This is a genomic window from Promicromonospora citrea (assembly GCF_013004695.1).
Taxonomy (GTDB): Bacteria; Actinomycetota; Actinomycetes; order Actinomycetales; family Cellulomonadaceae; genus Promicromonospora; species Promicromonospora citrea.
Genome location: NZ_JABEMG010000085.1, coordinates 1 through 21319, shown reverse-complemented (window position 1 = coordinate 21319; position 21319 = coordinate 1). Strand labels below are relative to the sequence as shown.

Below are 21319 nucleotides of genomic sequence, written 5' to 3'. Positions count from 1 at the left end.
CCGCCAGCGCGGCGTCGCGGACGAGGCGGCGCAGGCGCACGGCGTGCGCGGTGTCGCGGGCGACCACGCGAGCGACGTCTGCCGTGCGGCCGGCGACCGTCGCGCTCGCCTCGGTGCGCACGCGGACGACCAGCGGCGGGCGCACCCGGGTCAGCGACCCGCCGACGCCGGACGTGCGTCCCCCGCGGACGGCGAACCGGACGCCGTCGTGGTCGACACGGAACCGGCCCTCCGCGTCGAGCTCGACCGCACCGCCGGCCCCGCGTCGCGTCCACACCTGGTGCACCGCCCGGATGCCCTGCTCGACGTGGGCGGCGAAGGCCTCGTCGGGCTCGGGGTGCGCCGTCGGCCGGGCCGGCTGCCAGGCCGCCCGGCCCGCGCTCGCCCGGTCGACGCTGCTCAGCGCGACGGCCGCGTGCGCGGCCTCCAGGTGCACGGTGTCCACGGCCGGCACCAGCCCGACCCCCGAGGTGACCCGCGCGGCGCGCGCCGCCGCGACGACCGGGTCGAGACGGCCCGTCATCCTGCCCCGGCCGGGGTGGAGCAGGAAAGCCTCGTCGAGCGTCACGAGGTCGAGCAGGGCCTCGTCGGCGGTCCGCACCAGATGCAGGAAGTGCTCGCCGTCGAACGCGCGGGGCGGCACGGGGCCGCGGTCGCGGTGGGCACCCGGTCGGGCGCCCGCGGCGGTGAGGTCGACGCCGAGCACGAGGGGGCGGGCGAGGGACGGGGTGTCGTGAGCGGTGTCGGCCGCGGTCGGGCGGGCGGGCTGTCGGGTGGGGCGCTGGGCGTGGGGCATGGCGGGGCTCCGTTCGGTCTGCTGCGCTGTCGCCGCGTGCTCCGACGCCGTGCGCACGAGGGCGCACGGCAGCGAGGCACGTGGCAGGGTTCCCGGCAGGCGGACGTCGTCCGGTCAGGACGGCAGGCCGCAGCGGGCAGGTTCGGCGGACCTCGGGGTACGACGGTCCGTCGGTGTGCGCCGGGCGGGACGAGCCGTGCGGGGCACGGGTCGGTCCGGCGGGGCGGGACGCCCGGTATGGAGGAGCTCGGCCGGGCCCGGTGGAGCCGGCTCGGCCCGGCTCAGCCCGGGCATCGGTGTGTCGCGCTCAGCGACAACACCCGGGCGCGCTGCAGACGGTGCGGGTCCTCGAGGCGGTGGTGGGCGGCAGGGACACGTGGACGGCGGGGGCGGTGCTCCGGATCATCGTCGTTCTCCTCACCTGCTCGCCGTGCGGCGAGCGACGCGTGTTGTCCACCGCCGGGCGGCGGTGAGCCTGGTCCTCACCCGGGGCACCCACCCGCGCGGGGGGTTGCCGTCCGGCCAGCCGGGGCTTGGCGCCGGAGCTCATGACCTGTCGAGATCGATCCATCTTTCCTATCATTCCGATCGGAAATGTGGATCGATCTCGATGGCGAGCAATGTACGAATCGCCGGTGCCGGGGTCAACGATCTTCGGGAAGTTCTCACATACCGGACCGGTGGGTGGGTTCGGTGGCGGACGCCGGGGCAGCACCATGCACTGAGATCTGGTGATGGCACCGAGGAGGCACCGAGATCTGGTGGTGCCGTCGACATCTGGTGGTGCACAGCCAGATCTCGCCGCGAGCACCAGATCTCACGGCCCCCAGCGAGGATGATGGCGCGGCAGCCGGCAGTTCGGTCGGTTGTGCCGAGATCGGCAGAACGGCGGACCGATCTCGGAACCAGGGACCGAACGCGCCGAGCCCAGCGGAGCAAGGGACCGAACACGATGACGACCCGGGCCGCCGCGCGGTGACGGCACGCGGTCGGTGGGCGCGCCGAGATCTGGTGTCTGTGGCGAGATCTGGCCGTGCACGGCCAGATCTCGCCACAGACACCAGATCTCGCCACAGACACCAGATCTCGCCACAGACACCAGATCTCGGCGAGAACACAGAGGTCAGCGCAGCCGCCCGAGCCCAGCGCGCACCCGAGCTCACCGGTCGGCGGGGCAGGGCGCCGGGTGGCGTCAGGCGCGGGTCGTCAGGAGCTCGATCTGGGTCAGGGTGCCCGCGCCGGTGAGCTCCCACCGCAGGTCGCTCAGCGGTACCGGCTCGTCCAGGACGAACGGGCGCAGCTGGTTCGGCCAGCGCCACTGCTCGCCCGCGCGCTCATCGACCACCCGGCCGTTGGGTGCGACGAGCCGCCAGGACGACGGCGGGGCACCCGCCCCACCGGGACCAGGCATCCCCGGCTCGGTACCCGACGGGTCTCCCGCGCAGGTCAGCGTGTACGCGCGCAGCATCGTCCCGTCCGGCACGGTGTCGGCGGGACGCCAGGTGAGGGCACCGGCCACGTCGGCGGGCGTGGTGAGGTCGCCGTCGGTGAGCTCGGGGCGGTCGGTGTCGCCGTCGTGCCACGTGCCGGTGGCCCGGCCCCACGGCCCGGCGGGCGTCCCGGGCTCCGGGACGGGGTCCGGCGACGTACCGCGGCCAGCGGCGCCCGCTCCGCCGCCGCTCCCCCACGCGCTCCGCTCGGCCGCGAGCGCGAACCGCAGGGTCGCGCCGCCGGTGAGGTCGCCGTGCTCCACGGACGGCACGTCGAGAGCCCGCTCGGACCCGCCGCCGACGACCAGCGTGAGCCCCGCCACGTACCGGCGTCGGGCCGCGCCGGGCGCCTCGACGACGAGGTCGCCGTCGGACCGGTGCACGACGGCGCGCTCGAACAGCGGCGAGCCCACGGCCCAGCGCGGCGAGCCGATCTCCAGGGGGTACAGGCCCAGCGCCGAGAGCACGTACCAGGCCGACATCTCCCCGTTGTCCTCGTCGCCGTGGTAGCCCTGACCGATCTCGCTGCCGGTCCACAGCCGGTCCAGGATCTCCCGCACGGTCTCCTGCGTGCGGTCCGGCCGGCCCGCGAACAGCCACACGTAGGGGATGTGGTGCGAGACCTGGTTGGACTGCCCGAGCTGCCCGAGCCGCACGTCGCGCGCCTCGACCATCTCGTGGATCGGCTGCCCGTAGGAGCCGGGCTTGTCCGCGCGCTCGGGCGTCGCGAAGAACCGCTCGAGCAGCGCCTCCAGGCCCGCGGGCCCGCCGTGCAGCGCCGCGAGGCCCGCGCCGTCGTGCACGGGGTGGAACAGGAAGTTCCAGGCGTCGGACTCGGTGTAGTCGCCGCCCCACACGTCGGGGTCGAACGGGCCGGGCGCGACGGCGCCGGCCCGCCCGCGACCGCGGAAGAAGCCCGTGCCGGCGTCGAACAGGTGCACGTAACCCAGCGAGCTCTGGTGCAGGTAGGCCGCCTCGTCGCGCAGCGCACGACGCCGCTCGTCCGGGGTCGACGGCGCGTCCGCGAGCGCCGCCGCCATGCGGGCGAGCCCCGCGTCGTTGATGTAGCCCTCCAGGCCCCACGAGACGGACTCCTCGACGTCGCGCGGCACCCATCCCCGGGTGAGGGCGAACGCCTGGCCCTTGCGGCCGACGCCGGGCAGCCCCGGCAGGGCGGTGGCGTTGCGCAGGCCGGCGTCGTAGGTGGCCAGCGGGTCGGGCAGGGGGACGTCGCGCAGGTAGAGGTCGGCGAAGGCGACGTCGGAGGACGTGCCGGTCATGAGGTCGGCGTAGCCCGGCGACGACCACCGCGCGACCCAGCCGCCCTCGCGGTACTGCTGCACGAACCCGTCGGCCAGGCGCGCCGCCACCTCCGGGTAGAGCAGCGCGTACGCGGGCCAGCAGGTGCGGTAGGTGTCCCAGAACCCGTGGTTGACGTACATCTCGCCGGGCCGCACGGGGGCGCCGTCGAGCACCGGCGAGGCGTGCACGAGCGCGCCGTCCGCCCCGACCTCCGTGTACGAGGAGGGGTAGAGGTTGAGCCGGTACAGGTTGGAGTACAGGGTGACGAGCTGCTCGTCGGTGGCGCCGTCGACGTCGAGCACGCCGAGCCGCTCCTCCCACAGGGCGCGGGTGTGCTCGGCCACCTCCTCGAAGGTGCCGGACACCTCGCGCTCGAGCGCGCGCCGGGCGAGGTCCTCGCTGATGTACGACGTCGCCACGCGCACCTCGACCGTGCGGCCCGCCTCGCCCGCCGCGGGGTCGAGCGCGACTGTCGCGTAGGTGGCGTGGTCGCGCCCGGCGGCGCGCCCGGTGCGCAGCACGGGCGCCGAGACCCGGCCCACGACGTACATGCGGCTGCGGCCCACCGACAGGGTGCTGCCGTGGTCGCTCCAGCCGGTGAGGGTGCCGTCGTCGTGCACCGTGACCTCGACCGGGGCACCGTCGGCGCCGGCGTCGCTCACGGCGTCGACCACGAGGTGGCCCGTGGCCGCGCCCGGCGGGAAGGTGAACCGCAGCACGCCGCCGTGGTCGGACGCCGCGACGGCTACGCGGGCACCGCCGTCGAGGGCGACGTCGTAGCGGTGCGGGCGTGCGGTCTCGTCGTCGTGCGAGAAGGCGAGCGAGCGGGCCGCCAGGCCGGCGTCGGGCACCTCGACGCCGTCCCGCGCGGGCACGAGGTGGAAGGCGAGCTGGTCGCGGTCCCCCATCCAGGGGCTCGGCACGTGCGAGATGCCGACGCCCTGCAGGCGCGGCCGGTTGCCGGGGCCGTTGTGCGCGGCCCAGGAGTACATCCAGCGCTCGGTGGCGGCGTCGGTGAGCGGCACCCAGAGCGTGAAGCCGTTCGGCACGGCGGCGGCGGGCACGGTGTTGCCGCGCGAGTAGGCGCCCGAGGAGTGCGTGCCGCGGCGGGTGTCCACCAGGTCGGTGCGTCCCGTGCCGGTGCGCGGCGGACGAGGGGCGAGGGCGACGTCGTCGAGCCACACCTCGGTGCGCCCGCCGTCCGGCGGCGCGGTGACGACGGCGGCGGCGCGCACGCGGCGACCGGGCAGGCGCTCGGCGGCCGGGTCGAGGTCGACGCGCACCACGTTCCAGTGGTCGGCGACGAGGATGCGCGCCGCGCCCTGGCCCTGCGCCGTGGCGGCCATGCCGTGCTGGTCGGTCAGGGCACGGCCGGGCCCGGTCTCGGAGAGCCAGGTGTCGTCGTCGAGCAGGAGGTCCACGGCGACGTGGGTGGAGCGGTAGGTGAGCTCGGCGTCGAGCACGGGCAGCAGCGCCCAGCGCAGGGTGAGGCCTGCCTCCAGGGGCACGTCGAGGCCGTCGAGCACGACGGTGCGGCCGGGGCCGTCGTGCTCGACCAGCCGCGCGTGCTCACCGGTCAGGCCGACGCCGGGCCGCCCGGCGGGGACGTGCGCCGGGCCGGTCATGCCGTCACCCCCGGGACCGCGCCCGTGCTGCCGCGCACGGTGAGGGCGGGCGTCGGCGCGGCGACGACGTCGGGCACGGACCCGCCGCGCACCACCGACAGCACGGTCTGCGCGACGAGCTCGCCGAGCTCGAACGTGTCCCGGGTCATCGCGGTCAGCGGCGGGTGCGCGAGCCGCACCAGCTCCGAGTCGTCGAAGGAGGCGACCGACACGTCGCCGGGCACGCCGAGGCCGGCCTCCGCCAGCACGGTGGTGCCCGCGAGCGCGGCCACGTCGGAGTCGTACACGATGGCGGTGGGCCTTTCGTCGTGGGCGAGCAGCGCCCGGGTGGCTGCCGCGGCCTCGTCCTGCGAGAAGTCCGTCGGCACGGTGGTGACCTCGAGACCGAGGCGTTCCGCGGCGTCGTACAGCGCGGCCACACGGCGCGCGGAGTGCACGTAGGTCGCGATGCCGCCCACGTGGCCCACCCGCACGTGGCCGAGGCCGGCCAGGTGCTCGGCGAGCGCGGTCATGGCGGCGTGGTCGTCGGCGAAGACGGCGGGCACAGGGCCCGGGCGCCCGTCGCCGCCGACGAGCACGGCGGGCAGCCCCATGGCGACCAGGGCGTCGGGCCGCGGGTCGTCCTGCTCCAGGTCGAGCACGACGACGCCGTCGGTGCGCCGCTCGGCCGCCCACCGCCGGTACACGTCGAGCTCGGCGGCCGTGTCCTCGACGACGAGGAGCTGCAGGGCGACGAGGTCGGCCGAGAGGCGGGCCTGGAGGCCCGAGACGAGCTGCGCGAAGAACGGCTCGACGCCGAGCGTGCGCGCGGGGCGGGCCACGACGAGCCCGACCGTGTCGGCGCGCCGCCCGCCGAGCGCGCGGGCGGCGACGTTGGGTCGCCAGCCGAGCTCGGCGACGGCGGCGAGGATGCGGTCCCTGGTCCGGTCGCTGATGCCCGGCCGGTCGTTGAGCGCGAACGAGACCGCCGTCGGGGAGACCCCCGCGTGGGCGGCGATGTCGGCGATGGTGGGCCGGCGGCCCGGACGTCGCGCCGCGGTCACCCCTTGATCGCCCCCTCGTCGACCCCGCGGAAGAAGTACCGCTGCAGCGCCGCGAAGAACACGACGATCGGGACGAACGCGATCATCGTGCCCGCCGCGACCACGCGCGGGTTGTTGGTGAACGTGCCCGACAGGTACTCCAGGCCCACGGTCAGCGTGAACTTCTCCGGCGTGGTGAGCACGATGAGCGGCCACAGGAAGTCGTCCCACGCGCCGATGAACGCGAAGATCGCGACGACCGCCATCATGCCGAGCACGTTGGGCACGCCCACGTGCCACAGCCGCTGCCAGGCGTTGGCGCCGTCGACGATCGCGGCCTCGTCGAGCTCCTTGGGCAGCGCGGCGAACGCCGTGCGCATGAGCAGCACGTTGAGCATGCCGATCGCCCCGGGCAGGGCGACGCCCGCGAGCGTGTCGGCCAGCCCGAGCTGCCGGATCGTGAGGTACTGGGCCACGATCGTCGCCTCGCCGGGCAGCAGCAGCGTGAGCAGCAGCGCCCCGAGCACGAGCCGCGCCCCGCGGAACCTCAGGCGCGCCAGCGCGTACCCGGCGAGCGTCGCGCCCACGACGTTGCCCGTCACGACGATCGCGGCGACGACGAGCGAGTTGCCGGCGAACCCGAGGATCGGCACGGCCTCGAACGCCCGCGCGTAGTTGTCGAGCGTCGGCTCGGCGGGCAGGAAGCTCGGCGTGGTGGTGTAGACGTCCTCGGACGCGCCCTTGAGCGAGGTCGAGAGCTGCCACAGGAACGGCCCGATCGTGACGAACAGGGCCAGCACCAGCAGCGCGTAGCGCAGCACCACCTCGCGCGGCGACGGCGTCGAGAACCCGCGCGTGCCCGAGCGTGCGGTGACGGTGCCCGCGGACCGCGCCCCCACCACGCGGCGCGGGCCGACCCGCGCTGTCCCGACTCGGCCTGCCATCATCAGCCCCTCCCCCTGTTCATGCGTGCGATGAGCAGCAGCGGCGCGAGCGTCACGACGAACAGCAGGAGCGAGAGCGCCGAGGCGTACCCCAGGTTGCCGCTGAACCCGCGCGCGTACATCTGGATGAGCATCACGACGGAGACGTCGGCGCCCCCGACCCCGCCCGTGCCGTCGGTGAGGATGTAGAGCTCGGCGAAGACGCGCAGCGCCGAGACGATGATCATCACCGAGACCAGCAGCATCGTGTTCCGCACGCCCGGCACCGTGACCGACCAGAACCGGCGCAGCGCGCTCGCGCCGTCGACGGCGGCCGCCTCGTGCAGCTCGCGCGGCACCCCGCCCAGCGCCGACAGGTAGATCACCATGTAGTAGCCGAGCCCCTTCCAGACCGTGAGGCTGATCGCGCTGAGCAGCACGAGCCACCGGTCGGTGAGGAACGGGACCGCCTCGGTGACGAACCCGAGGCGCAGCGCCATGGCGTTGACGACGCCCCGGTCGTCGAGCAGCCAGCCCCAGATGAGCGCGACCACCACGGCGGAGGCCACGACGGGCGTGTAGAACGCGGTGCGGAAGAAGGCGATGCCGGGCAGCTTCTTCTCCACGAGCACCGCGAGGCCGAGCGGGACGAGCAGCAGGAACGGCACGCACACCAGCATGTAGACGATCGAGTTGACCAGGGCGGTCACGAGCTGGTCGTCGGTGAGCATCCGCTCGAAGTTCGCCAGGCCCACGAGCTCGCCGCCCGACAGCACCCGCACGTTCGTGAACGCGAGGAACACGACGTTCGCGGCGGGCCACAGGTTGAAGGCGACGAGGAAGACGAGCGCGGGGGCGACCAGCACCCACGGCGTGAACCACGCGTGGGTGCGGGCCGCGCCCGAGGTGGTGCGGGCCGTCACTGGTCGGCGAGCAGCTTGTTGCACTCGTCGACCGCCGTGTCGAGGGCCTCCTGCGACGTCTTGTCGCCCGCGATCGCCGCGGCGAACTGCTGGTTGACGATCGTGGTCATCGCGTCGGTGACCTCGACCGGCTGCAGCACGCGCGCCGTGGTGAGGGTGCCGAACGCGATCCGCTTGGCCTCGCCCTGCGGGGTGCCGTCGCTCTCGGCGAGCTCGGGGTCGTCCTGCGACGACGTCGTGGACGGGAAGATGCCGGGCACCTGCCGCGCGAACTCCTCCTGCTGGGCGGCGTCCGTGACGAAGCGCGCCAGGGCGTGCGCCGTGGCCGGGTTCGCCGACTGGCTGGAGACCGAGACACCCTGCACGTACAGCGGCGTCTGCCCGATGTACGGCGACGGCGCGATCTTGCCCTCGAGCGACGGGTTGTTCTCCACCGTGGTGGCGATGAAGTTGCCGCCGCCCGTGCTCCAGGCGACCTTGCCCTCGGTGAAGAGCTGGCTGTTGCCGAGGTAGGCGTCGGTGAGCACGTCGTCGGGCAGCAGGCCCTCGGCGTACGCGTCGCGGTACACGTCGAGGATCTCGGCCGCCTCCGGAGTGTCGAACACGAACTCCGTGCCGTCCTCCGACAGCACGGGCAGGCCCTCGGCCGCGAAGTCGCCCAGGCCGGGCTTGCGGCTCATGAGGTACTCGCCCGTCGCCTCCTTCATGGTGCGCGCCTGGGCCACGAGCTCCTCGAGCGTGGTGGGCGGCGCCGCCGGGTCCAGGCCCGCCTCGGTGAACATCGCGGTGTTCCAGTAGTTGAGGTCGGTGGTGAGGTACCACGGGTACCCGAACGTGCCGTCCAGCCCGCCGTACCGGTAGGCGTCCAGCGCGCCGGGCACGTAGGTGTCCTCGAGCGTCTCGTCGACGGCGGCGACGTCGGCGAGCAGGCCCTCGCGCGCGAGCGAGAGCGCGAAGTCGGGCGGCAGGTTGGTGACGTCGGGCAGCTCGCCGGCCGCGGCCTGGGCGAGCACCTTCTCGGAGTAGCCGTCGCCCGGCTGGTCCAGCCACGTGACCTCGGTGCCCGGGTACTGCTCCTCGAAGTCGGCGATGACGCCCTCGACGTAGTCGGTGAAGGTGGGCTTGAGCGCCCAGGTCTGCAGGGTGACCTCGCCGGTCACCTCGCCCGACGCGTCGGCGGCCGCGTCGTCGCTGCCGCCGCCGGTGCCGTTCAGCGCGCAGCCGCCGAGCGCCAGCACGGCGGGCACGGCCAGGGCGAGGCCCGCGGCCCCGATCCTCCGTGAGTTCATGACAGTTCCTTCCAGCAGAAGCCTCGTCGCGCCTGAGGTAAGAGTCGTGAGGATGCGCCGGTGCACCACTAAAGCGCTTTAGCGCGCGCCCAGGGTCCCGCCGGGGAGCGCGCGGTGTCAAGACACCGGGCGCGCGGGCCGGTCAGCCCGCGCGCCCGGAGCCGGTCAGGCGCGCGTGAAGCGCAGGGTGCGCACCTCGAAGGGCCCGAGGTCGACGGCGACGGACCCGTCGGTCACGGCGAGCGCCGCGTCGTCGAGGTCGTCCTCGATGAGGCTGACCACGCGTGCCGCCGCGACCGGCGTCGCCACCGTGACGGTGCCCGACGCCCGCCGGCCGAGCGCCTCGTAGACACGCACGACGAGGTCGCCCGAGCGGTCGTCGGCGAGCTTCACGGCCGACAGCGTCACGCCGCCCTCGACGCGGACCAGGGGGTCGACACCCGTCGCGCCCCGCAGCTCCCGTGGCCGCGCGCCGAACGTCGTGCCCGCCTCGGTCGCGCCCGCGACGTCGACACCCACCACGAGTCCGTACCGGTGCGTCTGGACGCCCTGGTCGGTCTCGGGGTCGGGGAACCGCGGCGCGCGCAGCAGCGACAGCCGCACGGTCGTGGTCACCTCGGGCGTGCCCGCCGCCGGCGCCACGCCGTCGTCGGACACGTCGCGCGTCACGTCGAACCCGTATACCGAGTCGTTGACCAGCCCGACACCGAAGCCCGGCTCCTGGGCCAGCACCCACCGGTGCATGGAGGTCTCGAACTTCGCGGCCTCCCAGCTCGTGTTCGTGTGCGTGACGCGCTGGTGGTAGCCGAACTGCGTCTCGGCGGCCACCTGCTCGGCACGCACGTCGAGCGGGAACGCGACCTTGAGGAACTTCTCCGTCTCGTGCCAGTCGGTCGCCATGGTGACCTCGAGCGTGCGGCTGCCCGGCGCGAGCGTGAGCACCTGGTCCACGGTCGACGCCGAGAACACGCGGTGCACGCGCACCACGGCCACGCCGTCCTCGACCGCGGCCGAGACCTTCTCCGCGTCCCGCAGGTCGGTCACCGCGTTGCGGTAGAACCGGTCCACGTCCCAGGCGTCCCACTTGTTGGGGAAGTCCTGGTGGAGCTGGAGCACGTTGGCGAGCCGCCCGGGCGCGACGGCGTCCCGGCCGGTCGCCAGGTCGACGGCGGAGGTCACGTGGCCCGCGGCGTCGAGCGTGACGCGCACGAGGTCGTTGGCCAGCTCGTACCCGCCGTCGGGCAGCTCGGCGAGCGTGCTCGCGGGAGCCGCCGGCGCCTGCGCGGGCGCGACGCCGAGGGCGGGCACGCCGTCCTGGGCGAACCCGGCCGGGTTGGCGCGCAGGGGCACGTCGCCCTCGCCGACCAGCGCGCGCAGCGAGCGCTCGATGATCTGCTGCGCCCCGGCCGTGACCACGGCGTGCCGCTCGACGGCCTCGCGGTGCACCCAGGCGACCGACGTGCCGGGCAGGATGTCGTGGAACTGCATGAGCAGGACCTGCTGCCACAGGTCGTCGAGCTCGTCGTACGGGTAGGGCTCACCCGTGCGGGCCGCCGCGGCCGCCGCCCACGCCTCGGCCTCGACGAGGAGCTGCTCGTTGCGGCGGTTGCCCTGCTTGGTCTTGTGCTGCGAGGTGAGGGTCGCGCGGTGCAGCTCGAGGTAGAGCTCCCCCACCCAGACAGCGCTGTCACCGTGCTTGGCGGCGGCGAGCTCCTCCCGGGCACGCTCGAAGAACGCGTCGGGGTGCTCCCACCGCACCCGGGCGCTGCCCTCGAGGTTCGCCAGGCGCTGGGCCCGGCCGGTCATCTCGCGCGTCGTCCCGCCGCCGCCGTCGCCCCAGCCGACCGGTGCGATCGAGCCCGTGGCGTGCCGCGCCTCGCGGAACTGGCGCGTGGCCCGCGCGAGCTCCTCGCCCGAGAGCTGCGAGTTGTAGGTGTCCATCGGCGGGAAGTGCGTCAGCACGCGCGAGCCGTCGATGCCCTCCCACCAGAACGTGTGGTGCGGGAAGACGTTGACCTGGTTCCACGAGATCTTCTGCGTGAAGAACCAGTCGAACCCGGCGCGGCGCACGAGCTGCGGCAGGGCCGGCGAGTAGCCGAACGAGTCGGGCAGCCACACGCCGTGCGTGCGCAGGCCGAACTCCCGCTCGAAGAACCGCTGCCCCTGGGAGAACTGCCGGGCCAGCGCCTCGCCCGACGGCATCACCGTGTCGGACTCGACCCACATGCCGCCGAGCGGCAGGAACCGGCCCGCGGCCACGGCCTCCTTGATCCGGCCCCAGATCTCGGGGCGGTGCTCCTTGACCCACGCGTACTGCTGCGCGGACGACATGCCGTAGACGAAGTCGTCGGTGCGGTCGATGAGGTCCGTCATGGACGACGTCGTGCGGGCGACCTTGCGGATCGTCTCGCGCACCGGCCACAGCCACGCCGAGTCGATGTGCGCGTGCCCGACGGCGGAGATCTGGTGGGCGCTGTGCTCGGCCGGGCTGGCCAGCACGTCGGCGAGCCGGGAGCGGGCCGCCGCCGCCGTCTCGGGGATGCGCTGCAGGTCCAGGGCGTCGAGCGCGTCGTCGAGCGCCTGGAGCACGCGCATGCGGCGCGGGCCGGTGGGCAGCTCGGCCTGCAGCTGGAGCAGCACCTCGACGTCGAGCGCGAGCGCGTGCACCTCCTCCTCGAACAGCGCGAGGTCGATGCGGCGCGTGGTGTACAGCGGGCGCGGGGACGACGTCCTGATGTCGCCCTCCTGCGTCTGCCGGAACGCGTCGTGCCCGAGCAGCACCGGGTTGGACGCCGCCTCGAGGTACAGCTCGACGCGCTCGCCGCCCGCCGCGGCGTCGGCCACCGGTACGTGCTGGTTGCGCGGGTTGATCGACTTCACCGCGGTGCCGTCGGGCCGGTAGACGAGCGCCTCGGCCTGGAAGCCCGGCATGCTCGCGTCGAAGCCGAGGTCGACCACCGCCTCCACGGTGCGACCGGCCCACTCGGCGGGCACGGTCCCCGTCAGGCGGAACCAGGTGGTGCCCCAGGCCGGGCCCCACGGCGTGCCCACCTCGTAGGGCTCCATGGCGAGGGCGAGGCCCTCGGCCGGCGGCACGGGCTCGCCGGGCAGGGCGTGCCAGGCGACCTCCAGCGGGACCGACGTCCCGTGGACGGCGGGCCAGATGCGCTCTGCGAGCACGCGCGCGGCGCGCTCGGTGGTCAGTGTGATGTCGTCGTGCATCGAAGAGGGCCTCCCCCTGTGTCGCCGTTGATCGCACGCACACTAACCCACGTCCGCATGGCGGCCGCGTGGGCGTCCGCACCCCCGTGGGGATGAAAGGATGGTGCCCATGAGCAGCACCGAGCAGACACCCGTAGGCGCTGACCAGGCGACACGCGACATCGCGGAGGTCGCGGCGGTCGAGGTCATCACCACGGCGGCCGTCCACCTGATGAGCGCGGCGGCCGTGAAGTGCGGACTGGCCGAGGGAGACGACGCCGAGGAGCTCAAGGACCTCGACGAGGCGCGCAAGCTGATCACGGCGCTGGCCGCGCTCGTGGTCGCGAGCGCCCCCGACCTCGGCAACCAGCACGCCCGCTCCCTGCGCGACGGGCTGCGCAGCCTCCAGCTCGCGTTCCGCGAGGCGTCGTTCGTCCAGGACGCGCCGGGCGAGGGCCCCGGCGAGAAGTACACGGGCTCCGTCGTCTGATGACCGAGGCTCCCGTCATCGCGACCCCGGGGCCCGCACCCGCCCCCGGGCCCCGTCGTGGCGCGCGCTGGCTCGCCGTCCTCCTCGTGGCGACGATCGCCGTGGGCGGGTACCTGTGGGTGACGACCGTGCGGTGGCAGCACAACGCCGCGCAGTGGGAGCAGAAGGCGCGTGCGTACGCCGAGGAGGTGGCCTCGCTGCGCATGCAGCTCGACGCGGCGGGCACCGAGCTGCAGGCGGCGCGGGACCAGCTCAGGACGGCGACGGCGCGGATCACCGACCTCGCGAACGAGAAGGCGCAGCTCGGTGACGAGAACGTCGCCTCGCAGCAGGTCCTCGACTACCAGACGCAGGTGAGCGCCGCGGCGGGTACCGTCGCGTCCGCGCTCGGGCAGTGCGTGTCCGGCCAGGAGCAGCTTGTCGGCTACCTCAAGGAGGCCGACCAGTACCGGGCGGACGACCTGCGGCGCTACGAGGACGAGGTGAACGCGCTCTGCGACGAGGCGGAGCAGGCCAACGAGGCGCTGCAGCAGGAGCTGCGCCCGTGAGGCGGCCCGGCCGCGCCCTGCTCGCCCTCGGGCTGGCGGTGGGGCTGCCCGCCGGTGCGCTCTCCGGGTGCGGCGTGCTGCCGCCCCTGCCGGAGCCGGTGCCGAGCGACATCGTGCCGACGGCCCCGCCCGTGGCCCTCTCCCCCGCGGCGGGCGGGGACGCGCTGAGCCCCGACGGGTTCGACGCCGTGGAGCGCATGGCCGTGCGGATCCGCAACGTGGGCTGCGAGGAGCTGTCGACGGGCTCGGGGTTCGCGATCGACGACCACACGCTCATCACGAACAAGCACGTCGTCGCCGACTCCCGCGACCTCGAGGTGAGCACGTACGACGGGCACGACATCCAGGTGGGCGCGACGGCGACGGCCGCGCTGGCCGACCTCGCGGTCGTGCGCACCACCGACCCGCTGCCGTCCTATCCGGAGCTGGCCGAGACCGACCCGGGTCCGGGTGACCCCGTGACCGTCGTCGGCTATCCAGCGGGCGGCGAGCTCACCGTGACGGAGGGCCAGGTCATGGGCTCGACGCGTGACCCGCTCAACGCCAACCTGGGCGAGGTGCTGCTCACCGACGCGCCCGTGGAGCCGGGTTCGTCCGGGTCGGCGGCGCTGGACGACAAGGGGCGCGTGATCGGCGTGGTCTACGCCAAGACCGCCGACGACAACAGCCTGCTGGTGCCGCTGTCGACGCTGCAGGACATGCTCGCCGACGACACGGCGTTCACGCCGGCGAAGGGGTGCTGACAGCGGGGGCGGCGCGGGCCGGGCAGGCCCGCGCCGCCCTCAGCGGGCCGCGCCGATGCGCAGCTCGAGGGAGTCGACCCGCGCGGAGATGACCTCCGACGCCGCGAGCCGCGCGTTGACCTGGCCGAGCACCGCGTCCAGCCCGGCCCGGTCGAGGCCGGGGTCCAGCGCGAGGACGACCGCGACCTCCGCCGTGCGGCCCGGCTCGGCGTGCGCGCGCACGACGTGCTGCACCGGGCTCGCCGCGACCGCGACCTCTGCCGCGACCTCGGGGTCGACGGCGATGCCGTCCTCGTGCGGCACGAGCGCGGGGCGCCACTGCTCGCCCTGCGCGAGCGCCCACACCGCCGGACGCGGCACGACGGCGGTCGACGGCCCGGCCGGGTCCACGACGAGCAGCGCCCAGTTCTCGTTGACGGCCGAGAGGGCGGCGCGCGGAGCCTCGACGGGCACCGGGCGCGCGTCGGCCCGCCAGGCCCGCATGCTGTCCACCGACGTGAAGACCGGCAGCGCGCGGCGGCCGTCCGACGCCTCCAGCGCCACGACGCCCGACGACGCCTCCTTGTCGACCGTGAGCCCCTCCGGGTTCTGCTCGGCGACGCCGAGCTCGGCGAGCACCGGCACGAGCACGCGGGTCTGCGCGAGGCGCGCGACGACGTCCCGCAGCGGGACGGCCCCGGACACGTGGCCGGCGAGCAGCCGGGTCAGCTCGGCGTCGGCCGAACCGTCGTCGCCCGCGAACTGGCTGGACGGCTGGATCGACTTCACGCGCCCGCCCCGGCCTCGGCCGGGCGGCCCGCGACGTCCAGCGCCTCGGGCAGCGTGAACGCGCCCGCGTACAGGGCCTTGCCGACCACGGCGCCCTCGACGGTGCCGAGCGCGCGCAGGGCGCGCAGGTCGTCGAGAGAGGAGATGCCACCCGAGGCGACGACCTTCGCGGGGGTGCGCGCGGCGACGTCCGACAGGAGCTCCAGGTTGGGGCCGCGGAGCGTGCCGTCCTTGGTCACGTCGGTGACGACGTAGCGGGCGCAGCCGGCCTCGTCGAGGCGGGCGAGCACCTCCCAGAGGTCGCCGCCCTCCTTGGTCCAGCCGCGCGCGGCGAGCGTGGTGCCGCGCACGTCGAGGCCGACGGCGACCCGGTCGCCGTGCTCGGCGATGACCTTGGCGGTCCACTCCGGGTCCTCGAGCGCGGCCGTGCCCAGGTTGACGCGGCGCGCACCGGTGGCCAGGGCGCGCTCGAGCGACGCGTCGTCGCGGATGCCGCCCGACAGCTCGACCTGCACGTCGAGCTCGCCGACCACGCGGGCGAGCAGCTCGGCGTTGGACCCGCGCCCGAAGGCGGCGTCCAGGTCGACGAGATGCACCCACTCGGCACCGCCCGCCTGCCAGTCCAGGGCGGCCGCCAGCGGGTCGCCGTAGGACGTCTCGGAGCCGGCCTCCCCCTGGACGAGGCGGACGGCCTGGCCGTCCGCCACGTCGACGGCGGGCAGGAGCACGAGTCGCTCGGTCATCTCTCTCACAATCTCTCGGTCGGACGCCGAGTGGGTCAGGACAGGGCGGACAGCCAGTTGCGGAGGAGCTCCGAACCGGCGTCGCCCGACTTCTCGGGGTGGAACTGGGTGGCCGACAGCGGGCCGTCCTCGACCGCGGCGACGAACCGGCCGCCGTGGTCGGCCCAGGTGACGCGCGGCGGGCGGAAGCGGCTCACCGCGTGCTCGTCGTGGCCCTTGGTGAAGGTCTGCGCGGCGTAGGAGTGCACGAAGTAGAAGCGCTCGTCGGCGAGGCCGTCGAAGAGCACCGACCCGTCGGGCACCTCGACGGGCGACCAGCCCATGTGCGGCACCACGGGCGCCTGGAGCCGCTCGACGACCCCCGGCCACTCGCCGATGCCCTCGGTCCGTTCGCCGTGCTCCACGCCCGCGTCGAACATGACCTGCATGCCCACGCAGATGCCGAGCACGGGGCGGTTGCCGGCCAGGCGCCTGCCCACGACCTCGTGCCCGCGCACCGCCTTCAGACCCGCCATGCACGCGGCGAACGCACCGACCCCGGGCACCACGAGGCCGTCGGCGTCCTGCGCGGCCGCGCGGTCCGCGGTCAGCGTGACGTCGGCTCCGACGCGCTCGAGGGCACGGACCGCCGACCGGACGTTGCCGAACCCGTAGTCGAGGACGACGACCCGCGCCCCCATGCTCAGGCCCCGCCCTTGTCGGAGTCGCCGCCGCGGCCCATCTCCTTGCGGGCCCTGCGCGCGGCAGAGGTCAGCATCCGGACCGCCTTGAACTTGCTGATCGACGTCGAGGCGACGACGCCCTCGGCGTCGGCCACGCTCGTGGACCCGGTCAGGAGGTCGACCACGCTGTCGGGGGCACCGCCCAGCACGAGCCCGGGCGCGAGCTCGTCGCCGCGGACGCCGTCGGCGAACCGGACGGCGGTCATCTGCTCGCCCGTGCGCGTGACGAGGACCAGCGGGACACCGCGGACGAGCTGCGAGATCGCGGCGGCGGCCTGCTCGGGCGCGTCACCCGACCGGTCCTTCAGCACACCGACGGCGCCGATCGGCGTCGGCACCGCGTCCAGGTCGAGCTGGGCCAGCGAGCTGGCGGCCGCGAGCGGCTCGGCGCCCGCGATCTGCGTGATGAGCGCCGCGAAGTCGGGCTCACCGCTGCCCGTGAGCGAGGACAGGTCGTCGGGGATCTCGACGTCGAGGTCGAGCTCCGGGAGGTCGTCGCCCGCCGGCGTGCGGTCGGGCCCGCTGCCGTCGGGGGCGGGCGTGTCGGGCGTGTTGCTGTCGGACATGCTGCTAGAGCGCACCCTTCGTGGACGGGATGCCCTCGACGCGCGGGTCGAGGGCGACGGCGGCGCGCAGCGCACGCGCCAGCGCCTTGAACTGTGCTTCGACGATGTGGTGGGGGTCGCGCCCGGCGAGCACCCGCACGTGCAGGCAGATGTTCGCGTGGTGGGCGATCGACTCCAGGACGTGCCGGGTCAGCGAGCCGGTGAAGTGCCCGCCGATGAGGTGGTACTCCTGGCCCGCCGGCTCGCCCTCGTGCACGAGGTAGGGGCGGCCGGACACGTCGACGACGGCCTGGGCGAGCGCCTCGTCCAGCGGCACCAGCGCGTCGCCGAACCGCGAGATGCCCGCCTTGTCACCGAGCGCCTGGCGCAGCGCCTCGCCGAGCGAGATCGCGACGTCCTCCACCGTGTGGTGGGCGTCGATGTGCGTGTCACCGGTGGCCTGCACCGTGAGGTCGATGAGCGAGTGCTTGCCCAGCGCGGTGAGCATGTGGTCGTAGAAGGGCACGCTCGTGCTGATGTCGGTGCGGCCCGTGCCGTCGAGGTCGAGCTCGACCAGCACCTTCGACTCCGAGGTGGCGCGCTCCACGCGTGCGGTCCTGGTCATGCCCGTGCCTCTCCGTGCTCATCCTGCTGCTCGTCCTGCTGCTGGTTCCGCAGCACCTCCACCAGCGCCTCGCGGAACGTCGCCATCTCGGCGGGCGTGCCGATCGAGACCCGCAGCCAGCCGTCCGGGCCGGTCTCCCGGATCAGCACGCCGCGGTCCAGCAGCCCCTGCCAGACGGCGTGCCGGTCGGCGAACGTGCCGAACAGCACGAAGTTCGCGTCGCTCTCCGCCACGTCGAACGGCGTGCCGTCGGGCCGCCGCTGCTGCCGCAGCCAGCGCACGGTCGCGTCACGCTCGGCGCGCAGCGTCGCCACCTGGGCCATGAGCGACTCGCGGTGCCGCAGGGCGGCGCCCGCCGCTGCCTGCGTGATGGCGCTCAGGTGGTACGGCAGGCGCACGATGCGCAGCGCGTCCACGAAGTCGTTCGACGCCACGAGGTAGCCCAGGCGTGCGCCGGCCGCGGCGAACGCCTTGGACATCGTGCGGGTCACGGCGAGGTTCGGGTAACGCTCCAGCAGCGCGACCGCCGACGGCGTGCCGGGGCGCCGGAACTCGGCGTACGCCTCGTCGACGACGACGACCGGGTGTGCCCCGTCGATGTCGACCTCCAGCGCCGCCGCGCAGACGGCCTCGACCGTGGCCGCGGGCAGCGCGGTGCCGGTCGGGTTGTTCGGGCTGGCGAGCAGGATCACCGACGGCCGCACCTCGCGGATGGTCCGCGCGGCGTGGTCCGGGTCGAGCGTGAAGTCGGCCTCGCGGCGCCCCACCACCCAGGCGGTGTGGGTGTCACGCGCGTACTCCGGGTACATCGAGTAGGTCGGCGCGAACGACAGCGCGGTGCGCCCGGGACCGCCGAACGCCTGCAGCACGTGCAGCATGACCTCGTTGGACCCGTTCGCGGCCCAGACGTCGCAGTGGTCCAGGTCGACGCCCGTCTCCAGCGTCAGGTAGTCGGCCAGGTCCTGGCGCAGCACCGTGGCGTCGCGGTCCGGGTAGCGGTTCATCCCGCGGGCGGCGCGCGCGACCTCCTCCGCGATGGTCGCCACCACGTCTTCGCCGGGCGGGTAGGGGTTCTCGTTGACGTTCAGCAGCACCGGCACGTCGAGCTGAGGCGCGCCGTAGGGCGTCTCGTCCGCCAGCTCAGGACGCAGCGGCAGCCGCACCGGGGGCACGGGGGCGCTGTGCTGGTCGACGGCGTGGGTCATCACCGCACCAGTCTACGGAGGGCGCGGCACCGGCCCGGTGTGAGTCCGCCCACCGGGCGTCACCGGATCGCCAGGACGAACGGGTAGACCGCCGAGGCACCGGCCTGGCGCAGCAGCCGGGAGGCGACGGTGAGCGTCCAGCCCGAGTCCGTGTAGTCGTCCACGAGCAGCACGGCACGGCCGGGCAGCCCGCGCAGCGCGGGCTCACCGAGCTGGAGCTGCAGCCGCCGGGCCACGCCTGCCAGCCGCATCGCCGAGTTCACGTCGTGCCTGCCGGGCTCCTCCTGCCCCGCGACGGGCCCGACCGCGCCGATCATCGGCACGCCCAGGTACTTCGCCAGCCCGGTCGCCAGGTGGTAGGAGAGCTGTGGCCGCCGGACGGACCGCACCGCGACGACCGCCTCGACGACGAGCGGCCCGGGTTCGGCGGCGGCGTCCGCGGCCCCCTCCCTCACGTCCGCGCCCTCGGCCCCGTCGTCGCCGTCCGCCGCCACGGGCGGGCGCAGCGCGGGCCACTCGTCGAGCACGCGCGCGGCGGCCCGGCGCAGCGGGACGGGCAGCTCCCCGTCGGCGGCGTTCGGGCCGAGCAGGTCGCGCAGCGGCCCGGACCAGCCCAGTCCGTCCAGGCGCGCGACCGCACGTCCCGGCTCGGCCAGCTCGCCGGGCGCGATCTTGCCCTTGAGGTCCAGGCCGAGGGTCGCCAGGCCGGTGGGCCACATCTTGCGCACCTCGACCTCGACGCCCGGGCGGTCCATCTCGGCGCGGGCCGCTGCCACGGCCTCGACGTCCGGCGCCTCGGGGAGCGTCACCGCGCCGCACCGGTCGCACCGGCCGCACCGCCAGCCCGGCGCGAGGTCCGGGTCGTCGAGCTGGGCGCGCAGGTAGGCCATGCGGCAGCCGGGCGTGGCGACGTAGTCGACCATCGCCTGCTGCTCGGCCGCCCGGGTCGCGGCCACGCGGGCGTAGCGCTCGGCGTCGTAGACCCACTCCCGGCCCGTGGCCTCCCAGCCGCCGCGCACGCGGCGGACCGCGCCGTCGACGTCGAGCACCTTGAGCATCGTCTCCAGCCGGGACCGGCGCAGGTCCACCTGGGTCTCGAGCGCCGCCGTCGACATCGTGCCGCCCCGCTGCAGCGCGTCGAGCGTGACCCGCACCTGCCCCTCGGCCGGGAAGCCCTGCTCGCCGAACCAGTCCCAGATCGCCTTGTCCTCCGCGCCCGGGAGCAGCACCACCAGCGCCTGGTCGACGCCGCGGCCCGCACGGCCCACCTGCTGGTAGTACGCGATCGGCGACGACGGCGCACCGAGGTGCACCACGAACGCGAGGTCGGGCTTGTCAAAGCCCATGCCGAGCGCCGAGGTCGCGACCAGCGCCTTGACGTCGTTGTTCTTGAGGTCCGCCTCGAGCTGCTCGCGCTGGGCAGGCTCGGTCCGTCCGGTGTAGGCGGCCACGGCGAGGCCGTACCCGCGCAGCTGCTCGGCCACCTGCTCCGCCGCCGACACCGTGAGGCAGTAGACGATGCCCGACCCCTCGATGTCCTGCAGCGCCTCGGCCAGCCAGGCCACCCGCGTCGGCTGGTCCCCCAGCTCGAGCACGGCCAGGTGCAGCGACTCGCGGTCGAGCGCGCCGCGCAGCACGAGCACGTCCTGCGCCACCGTACCGTCGGCGTGCACGGCGAGCTGCTCGGCGACGTCCTGGGTCACGCGCTCGTTGGCCGTCGCCGTGGTCGCCAGCACCGGGATGCCGCTCGGCAGGTCGGCCAGCAGGGTGCGGATGCGGCGGTAGTCCGGACGAAAGTCGTGGCCCCAGTCGGAGATGCAGTGCGCCTCGTCGACCACGACGAGCCCGGCGTCCGCCGCGAGCCGCGGCAGCACCTCGTCCCGGAACCCCGGGTTGTTCAGGCGCTCGGGCGAGCAGAGCAGGACGTCGACCTCACCGCGCGCGATCGCGGCGTGCACCTCGTCCCACTCGGTCATGTTGGCGGAGTTGATGGTGACCGCGCGGATGCCCGCCCGGGCCGCCGCCGCGATCTGGTCCCGCATGAGCGCCAGCAGCGGCGACACGATGACCGTCGGCCCCGCGCCGCGGGCGCGCAGCAGCCGCGTGGCCACGAAGTAGACCGCCGACTTGCCCCAGCCGGTGCGCTGCACGACCAGCGCCCGGCGCCGGAAGGCCGCGAGCGCCTCGATCGCCGTCCACTGGTCCTCACGCAGCCGCGCGTCCTCGCGACCGACGAGCTCGCGCAGCGCCGCCTCGGCCTCCTCCCGCAGCGAGGTGCCGGGGGTCGCCGCCGTGACCGGGCGGGCGGCCGGGGTTCCGCCGCCGTCCGCGTCCCCGACGTCCGCCCGGGCGCGGCCAC

At 74.6% G+C, this 21319-nt stretch carries 16 protein-coding genes, 1 pseudogene and 1 riboswitch; of the genes and pseudogenes, 3 read left to right on the top strand and 14 right to left on the bottom strand.

Features of this window, described 5'->3' with window-relative positions; genetic code table 11:
* The 7 genes and pseudogenes from HLB15_RS15860 to HLB15_RS15830 form a co-directional block, all read right to left on the bottom strand.
* A pseudogene (locus HLB15_RS15860) lies at window positions 1-796 on the bottom strand (hypothetical protein); the annotation flags it as partial.
* 441 nt (window positions 797-1237) lie between these two features.
* Window positions 1238-1350, bottom strand: a riboswitch (SAM riboswitch).
* Between the two features lie 638 nt (window positions 1351-1988).
* Window positions 1989-5213, bottom strand: a complete 3225-nt coding sequence (locus tag HLB15_RS15855; RefSeq protein WP_171106734.1) for a GH92 family glycosyl hydrolase — start codon at window positions 5211-5213, stop codon at window positions 1989-1991.
* A complete protein-coding gene (locus HLB15_RS15850; RefSeq protein WP_171106733.1) occupies window positions 5210-6256 on the bottom strand; it encodes a LacI family DNA-binding transcriptional regulator in 1047 nt (348 codons plus the stop codon). Before HLB15_RS15850 ends, HLB15_RS15855 begins: the two co-directional genes overlap by 4 nt.
* Window positions 6253-7182, bottom strand: coding sequence for a carbohydrate ABC transporter permease (locus tag HLB15_RS15845; protein WP_229785691.1), 930 nt, complete (start codon window positions 7180-7182; stop codon window positions 6253-6255). The genes HLB15_RS15850 and HLB15_RS15845 overlap by 4 nt, the downstream gene beginning before the upstream one ends.
* Window positions 7182-8081 carry a carbohydrate ABC transporter permease gene (locus HLB15_RS15840; RefSeq protein ID WP_171106731.1) on the bottom strand — a complete coding sequence of 300 codons (900 nt, stop codon included), beginning with the start codon at window positions 8079-8081 and terminating at the stop codon, window positions 7182-7184. Before HLB15_RS15840 ends, HLB15_RS15845 begins: the two co-directional genes overlap by 1 nt.
* On the bottom strand, window positions 8078-9370 hold the full coding sequence (locus tag HLB15_RS15835; RefSeq protein WP_171106730.1) for an ABC transporter substrate-binding protein: 1293 nt from the start codon (window positions 9368-9370) through the stop codon (window positions 8078-8080). The genes HLB15_RS15840 and HLB15_RS15835 overlap by 4 nt, the downstream gene beginning before the upstream one ends.
* Window positions 9371-9535: 165 nt before the next feature.
* Complete coding sequence (locus HLB15_RS15830; protein ID WP_171106729.1) at window positions 9536-12592, bottom strand: alpha-mannosidase; 3057 nt, start codon at window positions 12590-12592, stop codon at window positions 9536-9538.
* A gap of 109 nt (window positions 12593-12701) precedes the next feature.
* On the opposite strand from HLB15_RS15830, the gene HLB15_RS15825 reads away from it, so the two are divergent.
* Genes HLB15_RS15825 through HLB15_RS15815 form a run of 3 tightly spaced genes read left to right on the top strand, consistent with a single transcriptional unit; the run spans window position 12702 to window position 14352 of the window.
* Window positions 12702-13061 (top strand): DUF1844 domain-containing protein, encoded by a 360-nt coding sequence (locus HLB15_RS15825; RefSeq protein WP_171106728.1) that lies wholly within the window; start codon window positions 12702-12704, stop codon window positions 13059-13061.
* Window positions 13061-13609: a hypothetical protein gene (locus HLB15_RS15820; RefSeq protein ID WP_171106727.1), complete on the top strand. Its 549-nt coding sequence runs from the start codon at window positions 13061-13063 to the stop codon at window positions 13607-13609. Before HLB15_RS15825 ends, HLB15_RS15820 begins: the two co-directional genes overlap by 1 nt.
* Window positions 13606-14352, top strand: a complete 747-nt coding sequence (locus HLB15_RS15815; protein ID WP_229785690.1) for a S1 family peptidase — start codon at window positions 13606-13608, stop codon at window positions 14350-14352. Before HLB15_RS15820 ends, HLB15_RS15815 begins: the two co-directional genes overlap by 4 nt.
* Before the next feature lie 39 nt (window positions 14353-14391).
* On the opposite strand, the gene HLB15_RS15810 is transcribed toward HLB15_RS15815, so the two are convergent.
* Genes HLB15_RS15810 through HLB15_RS15780 form a run of 7 tightly spaced genes read right to left on the bottom strand, consistent with a single transcriptional unit; the run spans window position 14392 to window position 21230 of the window.
* Window positions 14392-15120 carry an SseB family protein gene (locus HLB15_RS15810; protein WP_171106726.1) on the bottom strand — a complete coding sequence of 243 codons (729 nt, stop codon included), beginning with the start codon at window positions 15118-15120 and terminating at the stop codon, window positions 14392-14394.
* Window positions 15117-15863: a bifunctional 1-(5-phosphoribosyl)-5-((5-phosphoribosylamino)methylideneamino)imidazole-4-carboxamide isomerase/phosphoribosylanthranilate isomerase PriA gene (gene priA, locus HLB15_RS15805; protein WP_171106725.1), complete on the bottom strand. Its 747-nt coding sequence runs from the start codon at window positions 15861-15863 to the stop codon at window positions 15117-15119. The genes HLB15_RS15810 and priA overlap by 4 nt, the downstream gene beginning before the upstream one ends.
* A 35-nt stretch (window positions 15864-15898) precedes the next feature.
* Window positions 15899-16543 carry an imidazole glycerol phosphate synthase subunit HisH gene (hisH, locus tag HLB15_RS15800; RefSeq protein ID WP_171106724.1) on the bottom strand — a complete coding sequence of 215 codons (645 nt, stop codon included), beginning with the start codon at window positions 16541-16543 and terminating at the stop codon, window positions 15899-15901.
* A gap of 2 nt (window positions 16544-16545) precedes the next feature.
* Window positions 16546-17151 carry a hypothetical protein gene (locus tag HLB15_RS15795; RefSeq protein WP_171106723.1) on the bottom strand — a complete coding sequence of 202 codons (606 nt, stop codon included), beginning with the start codon at window positions 17149-17151 and terminating at the stop codon, window positions 16546-16548.
* Window positions 17152-17155: 4 nt separating this feature from the next.
* Window positions 17156-17755 (bottom strand): imidazoleglycerol-phosphate dehydratase HisB, encoded by a 600-nt coding sequence (hisB, locus tag HLB15_RS15790; protein ID WP_171106722.1) that lies wholly within the window; start codon window positions 17753-17755, stop codon window positions 17156-17158.
* Window positions 17752-18960 carry a histidinol-phosphate transaminase gene (locus tag HLB15_RS15785; protein WP_171106736.1) on the bottom strand — a complete coding sequence of 403 codons (1209 nt, stop codon included), beginning with the start codon at window positions 18958-18960 and terminating at the stop codon, window positions 17752-17754. Before HLB15_RS15785 ends, hisB begins: the two co-directional genes overlap by 4 nt.
* A 59-nt stretch (window positions 18961-19019) precedes the next feature.
* Window positions 19020-21230: a RecQ family ATP-dependent DNA helicase gene (locus HLB15_RS15780; protein WP_171106735.1), complete on the bottom strand. Its 2211-nt coding sequence runs from the start codon at window positions 21228-21230 to the stop codon at window positions 19020-19022.
* Window positions 21231-21319: the final 89 nt, after the last annotated feature.

What these genes read in the sequence shown, in the direction of transcription:
- HLB15_RS15835 (WP_171106730.1), bottom strand. Translation starts at nt 9,370, where the DNA reads ATGAACTCACGGAGGATCGGGGCCGCGGGCCTCGCCCTGGCCGTGCCC.
- hisH (WP_171106724.1), bottom strand. Translation starts at nt 16,543, where the DNA reads ATGGGGGCGCGGGTCGTCGTCCTCGACTACGGGTTCGGCAACGTCCGG.
- HLB15_RS15820 (WP_171106727.1), top strand. Translation starts at nt 13,061, where the DNA reads ATGACCGAGGCTCCCGTCATCGCGACCCCGGGGCCCGCACCCGCCCCC.
- hisB (WP_171106722.1), bottom strand. Translation starts at nt 17,755, where the DNA reads ATGACCAGGACCGCACGCGTGGAGCGCGCCACCTCGGAGTCGAAGGTG.
- HLB15_RS15785 (WP_171106736.1), bottom strand. Translation starts at nt 18,960, where the DNA reads ATGACCCACGCCGTCGACCAGCACAGCGCCCCCGTGCCCCCGGTGCGG.
- HLB15_RS15830 (WP_171106729.1), bottom strand. Translation starts at nt 12,592, where the DNA reads ATGCACGACGACATCACACTGACCACCGAGCGCGCCGCGCGCGTGCTC.
- HLB15_RS15825 (WP_171106728.1), top strand. Translation starts at nt 12,702, where the DNA reads ATGAGCAGCACCGAGCAGACACCCGTAGGCGCTGACCAGGCGACACGC.
- HLB15_RS15795 (WP_171106723.1), bottom strand. Translation starts at nt 17,151, where the DNA reads ATGTCCGACAGCAACACGCCCGACACGCCCGCCCCCGACGGCAGCGGG.
- HLB15_RS15845 (WP_229785691.1), bottom strand. Translation starts at nt 7,182, where the DNA reads ATGATGGCAGGCCGAGTCGGGACAGCGCGGGTCGGCCCGCGCCGCGTG.
- HLB15_RS15855 (WP_171106734.1), bottom strand. Translation starts at nt 5,213, where the DNA reads ATGACCGGCCCGGCGCACGTCCCCGCCGGGCGGCCCGGCGTCGGCCTG.
- priA (WP_171106725.1), bottom strand. Translation starts at nt 15,863, where the DNA reads ATGACCGAGCGACTCGTGCTCCTGCCCGCCGTCGACGTGGCGGACGGC.